The sequence below is a fragment of the Kluyvera chengduensis genome, assembly GCF_044197065.1.
Taxonomy (GTDB): Bacteria; Pseudomonadota; Gammaproteobacteria; order Enterobacterales; family Enterobacteriaceae; genus Kluyvera; species Kluyvera ascorbata_C.
This window is the reverse complement of the sequence record NZ_JBIQOI010000016.1, coordinates 23,809-36,381: the sequence shown is the minus strand read 5'-3', so window position 1 is coordinate 36,381 and position 12,573 is coordinate 23,809. Positions and strand designations below refer to the sequence as shown.

The following is a 12,573-nucleotide window of genomic DNA, read 5'->3' as shown; positions in this document are numbered from 1 at the left end:
ATGCCAGGCGACAACATCAAGATGGTTGTGACTCTGATCCACCCAATCGCGATGGACGACGGTCTGCGTTTCGCAATCCGTGAAGGCGGCCGTACCGTTGGCGCGGGCGTTGTTGCCAAAGTAATGAGCTAATTGCTGATAACATTTGACGCAATGCGCAATAAAAGGGCATCATTTGATGCCCTTTTTGTACGCTGTCGAACCAGAACCTGGCTCATCAGTGATTATTTTTGCCATAATCATTGCTGAGACAGGCTCTGTAGAGGGCGTTTAGTCCGAAACTTACTTTCGGTTTGGATCGCCTCGCTCTCGCGGGGTGGAAATGTTTGTAGAATACTTCTGACAGGTTGGTTTATGAGTGCGAATACCGAAGCTCAAGGGAGCGGGCGCGGCCTGGAAGCGATGAAGTGGGTAGCTGTTGCCGTATTGCTTATCGTGGCAATCGTGGGCAACTACCTCTATCGCGACATGATGCTGCCGCTGCGTGCGCTGGCCGTAGTAATTATTATTGCTGCAGCGGGTGGTGTCGCGCTGTTGACGACGAAAGGCAAAGCGACCGTTGCGTTTGCGCGTGAAGCGAGAACGGAAGTTCGTAAGGTGATTTGGCCGACTCGCCAGGAAACGCTGCACACTACGCTGATCGTTGCTGCGGTCACTGCGGTAATGTCACTGATCCTGTGGGGACTGGATGGTATTCTGGTTCGCCTGGTATCCTTTATCACTGGCCTGAGGTTCTAAGATGTCTGAAGCACCTAAAAAGCGTTGGTACGTCGTTCAGGCGTTTTCCGGTTTTGAAGGCCGTGTAGCGACTTCGCTGCGCGAGCATATCAAATTACATAATATGGAAGAGCTGTTTGGCGAAGTCATGGTTCCGACCGAAGAAGTTGTCGAAATCCGTGGCGGCCAGCGTCGCAAGAGCGAGCGTAAATTCTTCCCGGGCTACGTGTTAGTTCAGATGGTGATGAACGACGCGAGCTGGCACTTGGTGCGTAGCGTTCCGCGCGTAATGGGCTTTATCGGCGGTACCTCTGACCGTCCGGCACCAATCAGCGACAAAGAAGTTGATGCGATTATGAACCGCCTGCAGCAGGTTGGTGATAAGCCGCGTCCTAAAACGCTGTTTGAACCGGGTGAAATGGTTCGCGTTAGCGACGGTCCATTCGCTGACTTCAACGGTGTGGTTGAAGAAGTGGATTACGAGAAGTCTCGCCTGAAAGTATCCGTCTCTATCTTCGGTCGTGCGACCCCGGTAGAACTGGACTTTGCTCAGGTAGAGAAAGCGTAAGGCTGCGATCAAAAAAGCATCGATCTAATCGTTGCATAGGGCGCGAAATTGACATACAATTTCGCGCCTTTTGTTTTTATGGGCGCATGCCTGTAAAACGAATTTTTATATCACGGGGAGCCTCTTAGAGGCGCTATCACCCACATAGAGGATTTTAGAATGGCTAAGAAAGTCCAAGCCTACGTTAAGCTGCAGGTTGCAGCTGGTATGGCAAACCCAAGTCCACCAGTTGGTCCAGCTCTGGGTCAGCAGGGTGTGAACATCATGGAATTCTGCAAAGCGTTCAACGCAAAAACTGATTCCATCGAAAAAGGTCTGCCAATTCCGGTTGTTATCACCGTTTACGCTGACCGTTCTTTCACCTTCATTACCAAAACGCCTCCAGCAGCAGTTCTGCTGAAAAAAGCAGCTGGTATTAAGTCTGGTTCCGGCAAGCCGAACAAAGACAAAGTTGGTAAAATTTCCCGCGCTCAGCTGCAGGAAATCGCGCAGACCAAAGCTGCCGACATGACTGGCGCCGACATTGAAGCGATGACTCGCTCAATCGAAGGTACTGCACGTTCCATGGGCCTGGTAGTGGAGGATTAAGAAATGGCTAAACTGACCAAGCGTATGCGCGTGATCCGTGACAAAGTTGATGCTACTAAGCAGTACGACATCAACGAAGCTATTGCTCTGCTGAAAGAGCTGGCCACTGCTAAATTCAACGAAAGCGTTGACGTTGCCGTTAACCTCGGCATCGATGCTCGTAAATCTGACCAGAACGTACGTGGTGCAACTGTACTGCCACACGGTACTGGCCGTTCCGTTCGCGTTGCCGTATTTACCCAGGGCCCTAACGCTGAAGCAGCTAAAGCTGCTGGCGCAGAGCTGGTAGGTATGGAAGATCTGGCTGACCTGATCAAGAAAGGCGAAATGAACTTCGACGTTGTTATCGCATCTCCAGATGCAATGCGCGTTGTTGGCCAGCTGGGCCAGGTTCTGGGCCCACGTGGTCTGATGCCAAACCCGAAAGTTGGTACTGTAACTCCTAACGTTGCTGAAGCGGTTAAGAACGCTAAAGCGGGTCAGGTTCGTTATCGTAACGACAAAAACGGCATCATCCACACCACCATCGGTAAAGTGGACTTTGACGCTGACAAACTGAAAGAAAACCTGGAATCTCTGCTGGTTGCGCTGAAAAAAGCAAAACCAACTCAGGCTAAAGGCGTGTACATCAAGAAAGTTAGTATCTCCACCACCATGGGTGCAGGTGTTGCAGTTGACCAGGCTGGCCTGAGCGCTGCTGCAAACTAATGCCTTTACGTGGGCGGTGATTTTGTCTACAATCTTACCCCCACGTTTGCTAACAATAGTTAGCGGCTAAAAGATTTGTTCGTTGGAGCCTGGCCTATCCAGGCCTCCGTCGAAGACCGCAGGTGTTTCGCAAGAAACTTAATGCCCTGCGTAGACGGTGACAGAACGCTAAGATTATTTTTAATACTCTGGCTTGTTTCTGCTCACCGTATTAAGACGCTCTCTCCATTGGGGAGAGTGAAGTGAGTTCCGGAACATGAGTTCCGGCAAACATCCAGGAGCAAAGCTAATGGCTTTAAATCTTCAAGACAAACAAGCGATTGTTGCTGAAGTCAGCGAAGTAGCCAAAGGCGCGCTGTCTGCAGTAGTTGCGGATTCCCGTGGCGTTACTGTAGATAAAATGACTGAACTGCGTAAAGCAGGTCGTGAAGCTGGCGTATACATGCGTGTTGTTCGTAACACCCTGCTGCGCCGCGTCGTTGAAGGTACTCAGTTTGAATGCCTGAAAGACACGTTTGTTGGTCCGACCCTGATTGCATACTCTATGGAACACCCGGGCGCTGCTGCTCGTCTGTTCAAAGAGTTCGCGAAAGCGAATGCAAAATTTGAGGTCAAAGCCGCAGCCTTTGAAGGTGAGTTAATCCCGGCATCGCAGATCGATCGCCTGGCAACTCTGCCGACCTACGAAGAAGCAATTGCACGCCTGATGGCAACCATGAAAGAAGCTTCGGCTGGCAAACTGGTTCGCACTCTGGCTGCTGTACGCGATGCGAAAGAAGCTGCTTAATCGCAGTCCTCTTTGTAAAGTATCTGCTTACGTATAAACTTATTCTGATTTTCAGGAACAATTTAAATGTCTATCACTAAAGATCAAATCATTGAAGCAGTTGCAGCTATGTCCGTAATGGACGTTGTAGAACTGATTTCTGCAATGGAAGAAAAATTCGGTGTTTCCGCTGCTGCTGCTGTAGCTGTAGCTGCTGGCCCGGCTGAAGCTGCTGAAGAAAAAACTGAATTCGACGTAATTCTGAAAGCTGCTGGCGCTAACAAAGTTGCTGTAATCAAAGCAGTACGTGGCGCAACTGGCCTGGGTCTGAAAGAAGCTAAAGACCTGGTAGAATCTGCTCCAGCCGCTCTGAAAGAAGGCGTGAGCAAAGATGACGCTGAAGCACTGAAAAAATCTCTGGAAGAAGCTGGCGCTGAAGTTGAAGTTAAATAAGCCAACTTTTCTAGTTGAAGCCTGAGAAATCAGGCCGATGGCTGGTGACTTTTTAGTCACCAGCCATTTTGCGCTGTATGGCGCCAGTAGCATTTCACACTGTTTGACTACTGGTTGTCCTGACAATGCACGTTTCTATCGACGACTTAATATATTGCGACAGGGTGCTCGCTCTGTGTAAATCGCAATGAAATGGTTTAAGCGTGATAGCAACAGGTATTGCGGAAAGTGTTCCATTTTCCGGTCAACAAAATAGTGTTGCACAAACTGTCTGCCAATGGACAGATGCGTCGACTTGTCAGCGAGCTGAGGAACCCTATGGTTTACTCCTATACCGAGAAAAAACGTATTCGTAAGGATTTTGGTAAACGTCCACAAGTTCTGGATGTCCCATATCTCCTTTCTATCCAGCTTGACTCGTTCCAGAAGTTTATCGAGCAAGATCCTGAAGGTCAGTATGGTCTGGAAGCTGCTTTCCGTTCCGTATTCCCTATCAAAAGCTACAGCGGTAACTCCGAGCTGCAATACGTCAGCTACCGTCTGGGCGAACCTGTCTTTGACGTTCAGGAATGTCAGATTCGTGGCGTGACCTATTCCGCACCGCTGCGCGTAAAACTGCGTCTGGTGATCTACGAGCGCGAAGCGCCGGAAGGCACCGTAAAAGACATTAAAGAACAAGAAGTCTACATGGGCGAAATTCCGCTCATGACCGACAACGGTACCTTTGTTATCAACGGTACTGAGCGTGTTATCGTTTCTCAGCTGCACCGTAGCCCAGGCGTCTTCTTTGACTCCGATAAAGGCAAAACCCACTCTTCGGGTAAAGTGCTGTATAACGCGCGCATCATTCCTTACCGTGGTTCCTGGCTGGACTTCGAATTCGATCCGAAGGACAACCTGTTCGTACGTATCGACCGTCGCCGTAAACTGCCTGCGACCATTATTCTGCGTGCGCTGAACTACACCACTGAGCAGATCCTTGACCTGTTCTTTGAGAAAGTTGTCTTCGAAATTCGTGACAACAAGCTGCAGATGGAACTGATTCCAGAACGTCTGCGTGGCGAAACCGCGTCCTTCGACATCGAAGCGAACGGTAAAGTGTACGTTGAAAAAGGCCGCCGTATTACTGCGCGCCACATTCGCCAACTGGAAAAAGACGATATCAAACATATCGAAGTTCCGGTTGAGTACATCGCTGGCAAAGTCGCTTCTAAAGACTACGTTGACGAATCTACTGGCGAGCTGATCTGCCCAGCCAACATGGAGCTGAGCCTGGATCTGCTGGCTAAGCTGAGCCAGTCTGGCCACAAGCGTATCGAAACGCTGTTCACTAACGATCTGGACCACGGTGCATACATTTCTGAAACTGTACGCGTCGACCCAACCAACGATCGTCTGAGCGCGCTGGTAGAAATCTACCGCATGATGCGCCCTGGTGAGCCACCAACTCGCGAAGCTGCTGAAAGCCTGTTCGAGAACCTGTTCTTCTCCGAAGACCGCTATGACCTGTCTGCGGTTGGTCGTATGAAGTTCAACCGTTCTCTGCTGCGCGACGAGATCGAAGGTTCCGGTATCCTGAGCAAAGACGACATCATCGAAGTGATGAAGAAGCTCATCGATATCCGTAACGGTAAAGGCGAAGTGGATGATATCGACCACCTCGGCAACCGTCGTATCCGTTCCGTAGGCGAAATGGCGGAAAACCAATTCCGCGTTGGCCTGGTACGTGTTGAGCGTGCGGTGAAAGAGCGTCTGTCTCTGGGCGATCTGGATACCCTGATGCCTCAGGATATGATCAACGCCAAGCCGATTTCCGCAGCAGTGAAAGAGTTCTTTGGTTCCAGCCAGCTGTCCCAGTTTATGGACCAGAACAACCCGCTGTCTGAGATTACGCACAAACGTCGTATCTCCGCACTCGGTCCGGGCGGTCTGACCCGTGAACGTGCAGGCTTCGAAGTTCGAGACGTACACCCGACTCACTACGGTCGCGTATGTCCAATCGAAACGCCTGAAGGTCCAAACATCGGTCTGATCAACTCCCTGTCCGTGTACGCACAGACTAACGAATACGGTTTCCTCGAGACGCCGTACCGTAAAGTGACCGACGGTGTTGTAACCGACGAAATTCATTACCTGTCTGCTATCGAAGAAGGCAACTACGTTATCGCTCAGGCGAACTCCAACCTGGATGACGAAGGCCACTTTGTAGAAGACCTGGTAACTTGCCGTAGCAAAGGCGAATCCAGCTTGTTCAGCCGCGACCAGGTTGACTACATGGACGTATCCACCCAACAGGTGGTATCCGTCGGTGCGTCCCTGATCCCGTTCCTGGAACACGATGACGCCAACCGTGCATTGATGGGTGCGAACATGCAACGTCAGGCCGTTCCAACTCTGCGTGCTGATAAGCCGCTGGTTGGTACCGGTATGGAACGTGCTGTTGCCGTTGACTCCGGTGTTACTGCAGTTGCTAAGCGTGGCGGTACCGTTCAGTACGTTGACGCATCCCGTATCGTTATCAAAGTTAACGAAGACGAGATGTATCCGGGCGAAGCGGGTATCGACATCTACAACCTGACCAAATACACCCGTTCTAACCAGAACACCTGTATTAACCAGATGCCTTGCGTGTCTCTGGGTGAGCCAATCGAGCGCGGCGACGTGCTGGCAGATGGCCCGTCCACCGACTTGGGTGAACTGGCGCTGGGTCAGAACATGCGCGTGGCATTCATGCCATGGAACGGTTACAACTTCGAAGACTCCATCCTCGTATCCGAGCGTGTTGTTCAGGAAGACCGTTTCACCACCATCCACATTCAGGAACTGGCATGTGTGTCCCGTGACACCAAGCTGGGGCCAGAAGAGATCACTGCTGATATCCCTAACGTGGGTGAAGCTGCGCTCTCCAAACTGGATGAATCCGGTATCGTTTACATTGGTGCAGAAGTCACCGGTGGCGACATTCTGGTTGGTAAGGTAACGCCGAAAGGTGAAACCCAGCTGACACCAGAAGAGAAGCTGCTGCGTGCAATCTTCGGTGAGAAAGCGTCTGACGTTAAAGACTCTTCTCTGCGCGTACCAAACAGCGTTTCCGGTACTGTTATCGACGTTCAGGTCTTTACTCGCGATGGCGTAGAAAAAGACAAACGTGCGCTGGAAATCGAAGAGATGCAGCTGAAGCAGGCTAAGAAAGACCTGTCTGAAGAACTGCAGATCCTCGAAGCAGGCCTGTTCAGCCGTATCTACGCTGTGCTGGTTGCCGGTGGTGTCGAAGCTGAGAAGCTGGACAAACTGCCTCGCGATCGCTGGCTGGAACTCGGTCTGACCGACGAAGAGAAACAGAATCAGCTGGAACAGCTTGCTGAGCAGTACGACGAGCTGAAACACGAGTTCGAGAAAAAACTCGAAGCGAAACGCCGCAAAATCACCCAAGGCGACGATCTGGCACCGGGCGTGCTGAAGATTGTTAAGGTATACCTGGCCGTTAAACGCCGTATCCAGCCTGGTGACAAAATGGCAGGTCGTCACGGTAACAAGGGTGTAATTTCTAAGATCAACCCGATCGAAGATATGCCGCACGATGCTAACGGTACGCCGGTAGATATCGTACTGAACCCGCTGGGCGTACCATCGCGTATGAACATCGGTCAGATCCTTGAAACCCACCTGGGTATGGCTGCGAAAGGTATCGGCGATAAGATCAACGCCATGCTGAAACAGCAGCAAGAAGTCGCGAAACTGCGCGAGTTCATCCAGCGTGCTTACGATCTGGGCTCTGATGTTCGTCAGAAAGTTGACCTGAACACCTTCACCGATGATGAAGTGCTGCGTCTGGCTGAAAACCTGAAGAAAGGTATGCCAATCGCAACACCAGTATTCGACGGTGCAAAAGAAGCGGAAATTAAAGAACTGCTGCAACTGGGCGGTCTGCCATCTTCTGGTCAGATTACCCTGTTCGACGGCCGTACCGGTGAACAGTTCGAGCGTCAGGTAACCGTAGGTTACATGTACATGCTGAAACTGAACCACCTGGTCGACGACAAGATGCACGCGCGTTCTACCGGTTCTTACAGCCTGGTTACTCAGCAGCCGCTGGGTGGTAAGGCTCAGTTCGGTGGTCAGCGCTTCGGGGAGATGGAAGTGTGGGCGCTGGAAGCATACGGCGCCGCCTACACCCTGCAGGAAATGCTCACCGTTAAGTCTGATGACGTGAACGGCCGTACTAAGATGTATAAGAACATCGTAGATGGCAACCATCAGATGGAACCGGGCATGCCGGAATCCTTCAACGTACTGTTGAAAGAAATCCGCTCGCTGGGCATCAACATCGAACTGGAAGACGAGTAATCCTCGCTCAAACAGGTCACTGCTGCCGGGGTAATTCCCGGCAGTGGATTGTGCTAACTCCGACGGGAGCAAATCCGTGAAAGATTTATTAAAGTTTCTGAAAGCGCAGACTAAAACCGAAGAGTTTGATGCGATCAAAATTGCTCTGGCTTCGCCAGACATGATCCGTTCATGGTCTTTCGGTGAAGTTAAAAAGCCGGAAACCATTAACTACCGTACGTTCAAACCTGAGCGTGACGGCCTTTTCTGCGCCCGTATCTTTGGGCCAGTAAAAGACTACGAGTGCCTGTGCGGTAAGTACAAGCGCCTGAAACACCGCGGTGTGATCTGTGAGAAGTGCGGCGTTGAAGTGACCCAGACCAAAGTGCGTCGTGAACGCATGGGCCACATCGAGCTGGCATGTCCAACTGCCCACATCTGGTTCCTGAAATCGCTGCCGTCCCGTATCGGTCTGCTGCTCGATATGCCTCTGCGCGATATCGAACGCGTACTGTACTTCGAATCTTATGTTGTTATCGAAGGCGGTATGACCAACCTGGAACGTCAACAGATCCTGACTGAAGAGCAGTATCTGGACGCGCTGGAAGAGTTCGGTGACGAATTCGACGCGAAGATGGGTGCGGAAGCTATCCAGGCCCTGCTGAAGAGCATGGATCTGGAGCAAGAGTGTGAAACTCTGCGTGAAGAGCTGAACGAAACCAACTCCGAAACCAAGCGTAAAAAGCTGACCAAGCGTATCAAGCTGCTTGAAGCGTTCGTACAGTCTGGCAACAAGCCAGAGTGGATGATCCTGACCGTTCTGCCGGTTCTGCCGCCAGATCTGCGTCCGCTGGTACCGCTGGATGGTGGTCGTTTCGCGACTTCTGACCTGAACGATCTGTATCGTCGCGTCATTAACCGTAACAACCGTCTGAAGCGCCTGCTGGATCTGGCTGCGCCAGATATCATCGTACGCAACGAAAAACGTATGCTGCAGGAAGCGGTCGACGCCCTGCTGGATAACGGTCGTCGCGGTCGTGCGATCACTGGTTCTAACAAACGTCCTCTGAAATCTTTGGCTGATATGATCAAAGGTAAACAGGGTCGTTTCCGTCAGAACCTGCTCGGTAAGCGTGTTGACTACTCCGGTCGTTCTGTTATCACCGTAGGTCCATACCTGCGTCTGCATCAGTGCGGCCTGCCTAAGAAAATGGCACTGGAGCTGTTCAAACCATTCATCTACGGCAAACTGGAACTGCGTGGCCTGGCCACCACCATCAAAGCCGCTAAGAAAATGGTTGAGCGCGAAGAAGCTGTCGTATGGGATATCCTGGACGAAGTTATCCGCGAACACCCAGTAATGCTGAACCGTGCACCAACACTGCACCGTCTGGGCATCCAGGCGTTTGAGCCAGTACTGATCGAAGGTAAAGCTATTCAGCTGCACCCGCTGGTTTGTGCGGCATATAACGCCGACTTCGATGGTGACCAGATGGCTGTTCACGTACCGCTGACGCTGGAAGCCCAGCTGGAAGCGCGTGCGCTGATGATGTCTACCAACAACATCCTGTCCCCAGCGAACGGCGAGCCAATCATCGTTCCTTCTCAGGACGTTGTATTGGGTCTGTACTACATGACCCGTGACTGTGTTAACGCCAAAGGCGAAGGCATGGTGCTGACTGGCCCTAAAGAAGCTGAGCGTATCTATCGCGCAGGTCTGGCCTCTCTGCATGCGCGCGTTAAAGTGCGTATCACCGAATACGAAAAAGATGAAAACGGCGAATTCGTTGCGCACACCAGCCTGAAAGACACGACCGTTGGCCGTGCCATTCTGTGGATGATCGTACCGAAAGGTCTGCCTTTCTCCATCGTCAACCAGGCGCTGGGCAAGAAAGCTATCTCCAAAATGCTGAACACCTGTTACCGCATTCTGGGCCTGAAGCCGACCGTAATCTTCGCTGACCAGACCATGTACACCGGCTTTGCCTATGCAGCGCGCTCAGGCGCATCTGTCGGTATCGACGACATGGTTATCCCAGAGAAGAAATACGAAATCATCAGCGAAGCGGAAGCTGAAGTTGCTGAGATCCAGGAGCAGTTCCAGTCTGGTCTGGTAACCGCTGGCGAACGCTACAACAAAGTTATCGATATCTGGGCTGCGGCGAACGATCGTGTATCCAAAGCGATGATGGATAACCTGCAAACTGAAACCGTCATTAACCGTGAAGGTAAAGAAGAGCAGCAGGTTTCCTTCAACAGCATCTACATGATGGCCGACTCCGGTGCGCGTGGTTCTGCGGCACAGATTCGTCAGCTGGCTGGTATGCGTGGTCTGATGGCTAAGCCAGATGGCTCCATCATCGAAACGCCAATCACCGCGAACTTCCGTGAAGGTCTGAACGTACTCCAGTACTTCATCTCCACTCACGGTGCTCGTAAAGGTCTGGCGGATACCGCACTGAAAACGGCGAACTCCGGTTACCTGACTCGTCGTCTGGTTGACGTGGCACAGGACCTGGTCGTGACTGAAGACGACTGTGGCACCCTGGAAGGCATCACCATGACCCCGGTTATCGAGGGTGGTGACGTTAAAGAGCCACTGCGCGATCGCGTACTGGGTCGTGTGACTGCTGAAGACGTTCTGAAGCCGGGCACCGCGGACATTCTGGTTCCACGTAACACGCTGCTGAACGAGCAGTGGTGTGATCTGTTGGAAGAGAACTCCGTTGACTCCGTTAAAGTGCGTTCCGTTGTATCCTGTGACACCGACTTTGGTGTATGTGCGCACTGCTACGGTCGTGACCTGGCGCGTGGCCACATCATCAACAAAGGTGAGGCTATCGGCGTTATCGCTGCACAGTCCATCGGTGAACCTGGTACACAGCTGACGATGCGTACGTTCCACATCGGTGGTGCGGCATCTCGTGCGGCTGCTGAATCCAGCATCCAGGTTAAGAACAAAGGTAGCATCAAGCTCAGCAACGCGAAGTCGGTTGTGAACTCCAGCGGTAAACTGGTTATCACTTCCCGTAACACCGAGCTGAAACTGATCGACGAATTCGGTCGTACCAAAGAAAGCTATAAAGTGCCTTACGGCTCCGTTATGGCTAAAGGTGATGGCGAGCAGGTTGCCGGCGGTGAAACCGTAGCAAACTGGGATCCACACACCATGCCGGTTATCACCGAAGTAAGTGGTTTCATCCGCTTCACTGACATGATCGACGGCCAGACCATTACTCGTCAAACTGACGAACTGACCGGTCTGTCTTCTCTGGTCGTACTGGACTCTGCTGAACGTACCGCGGGTGGTAAAGACCTGCGTCCAGCACTGAAAATTGTTGATGCTCAGGGCAACGACGTTCTGATCCCAGGCACCGATATGCCTGCTCAGTACTTCCTGCCGGGTAAAGCGATTGTTCAGCTGGAAGATGGCGTTCAGATCAGTTCTGGTGACACCCTGGCCCGTGTTCCTCAGGAATCCGGCGGTACCAAGGACATCACCGGTGGTCTGCCACGCGTTGCGGATCTGTTCGAAGCACGTCGTCCGAAAGAGCCGGCAATCCTGGCTGAAATCAGCGGCATCATTTCCTTCGGTAAAGAAACCAAAGGGAAGCGTCGTCTGGTTATCACCCCGGTAGACGGTAGCGATCCGTACGAAGAGATGATTCCAAAATGGCGTCAGCTCAACGTGTTCGAAGGTGAACGTGTAGAACGTGGTGACGTGGTTTCCGATGGTCCAGAAGCGCCGCACGACATCCTGCGTCTGCGTGGTGTGCATGCTGTAACTCGTTACATTGTTAACGAAGTTCAGGACGTATACCGTCTGCAGGGCGTTAAGATTAACGATAAACACATCGAAGTTATCGTTCGTCAGATGCTGCGTAAAGCCACCATCGAAAGCGCTGGTAGCTCCGACTTCCTGGAAGGCGAACAGGTTGAATACTCTCGCGTTAAGATTGCTAACCGCGATCTGGAAGCGAACGGCAAAGTGGGCGCAACCTTCGCTCGCGATCTGCTGGGTATCACCAAAGCGTCTCTGGCAACCGAGTCGTTCATCTCTGCAGCATCGTTCCAGGAGACCACGCGTGTCCTGACCGAAGCAGCCGTTGCGGGCAAACGCGACGAACTGCGCGGCCTGAAAGAGAACGTTATCGTGGGTCGTCTGATCCCAGCGGGTACCGGTTATGCGTACCATCAGGATCGTATCCGTCGCCGTGCGGCGGGCGAAGTTTCTGCAGCACCTCAGGTGAGTGCAGAAGAAGCGACCGCGAGCCTGGCAGAACTGCTGAACGCAGGTCTGGGTGGTTCTGATAACGACTAATCGTTCACGCTAGTGCGATAAGTTGAAAGGCCAGTCTTCGGACTGGCCTTTTTTATTGCCATTTTTACGCATTCCCCGCTTTTGCTGCGCCCGAAAACCTCTCTGGATATTGTGCAGTGCCTCACT

Annotated in this window: 9 protein-coding genes; all 9 read left to right on the top strand. The window is 52.1% G+C overall.

Annotation, left to right across the window (positions count from 1 at the left end):
• A partial coding sequence (locus tag ACH1XZ_RS22730; protein WP_459253838.1) for an EF-Tu C-terminal domain-related protein occupies window positions 1-132 on the top strand: 132 nt, incomplete at its 5' end.
• A 222-nt stretch (window positions 133-354) separates the two neighbouring features.
• Window positions 355-738, top strand: a complete 384-nt coding sequence (secE, locus tag ACH1XZ_RS22725) for a preprotein translocase subunit SecE (RefSeq protein WP_035895925.1) — start codon at window positions 355-357, stop codon at window positions 736-738.
• A gap of 1 nt (window position 739) precedes the next feature.
• Window positions 740-1,285, top strand: a complete 546-nt coding sequence (nusG, locus tag ACH1XZ_RS22720) for a transcription termination/antitermination protein NusG (RefSeq protein ID WP_002438628.1) — start codon at window positions 740-742, stop codon at window positions 1,283-1,285.
• 159 nt (window positions 1,286-1,444) lie between these two features.
• Entirely contained in the window at window positions 1,445-1,873 is a 429-nt protein-coding gene (gene rplK, locus ACH1XZ_RS22715) for a 50S ribosomal protein L11 (protein WP_012133815.1), read from the top strand.
• Window positions 1,874-1,876: 3 nt separating this feature from the next.
• Window positions 1,877-2,581, top strand: coding sequence for a 50S ribosomal protein L1 (rplA, locus tag ACH1XZ_RS22710; protein WP_035895924.1), 705 nt, complete (start codon window positions 1,877-1,879; stop codon window positions 2,579-2,581).
• Window positions 2,582-2,870: 289 nt separating this feature from the next.
• Window positions 2,871-3,368: a 50S ribosomal protein L10 gene (gene rplJ, locus ACH1XZ_RS22705; protein WP_001207203.1), complete on the top strand. Its 498-nt coding sequence runs from the start codon at window positions 2,871-2,873 to the stop codon at window positions 3,366-3,368.
• 66 nt (window positions 3,369-3,434) lie between these two features.
• Window positions 3,435-3,800, top strand: coding sequence for a 50S ribosomal protein L7/L12 (rplL, locus tag ACH1XZ_RS22700; RefSeq protein WP_006176746.1), 366 nt, complete (start codon window positions 3,435-3,437; stop codon window positions 3,798-3,800).
• Window positions 3,801-4,118: 318 nt separating this feature from the next.
• Window positions 4,119-8,147 (top strand): DNA-directed RNA polymerase subunit beta, encoded by a 4,029-nt coding sequence (gene rpoB / locus ACH1XZ_RS22695; RefSeq protein ID WP_035895917.1) that lies wholly within the window; start codon window positions 4,119-4,121, stop codon window positions 8,145-8,147.
• 76 nt (window positions 8,148-8,223) lie between these two features.
• A complete protein-coding gene (rpoC, locus tag ACH1XZ_RS22690; RefSeq protein WP_123652729.1) occupies window positions 8,224-12,447 on the top strand; it encodes a DNA-directed RNA polymerase subunit beta' in 4,224 nt (1,407 codons plus the stop codon).
• Window positions 12,448-12,573: the final 126 nt, after the last annotated feature.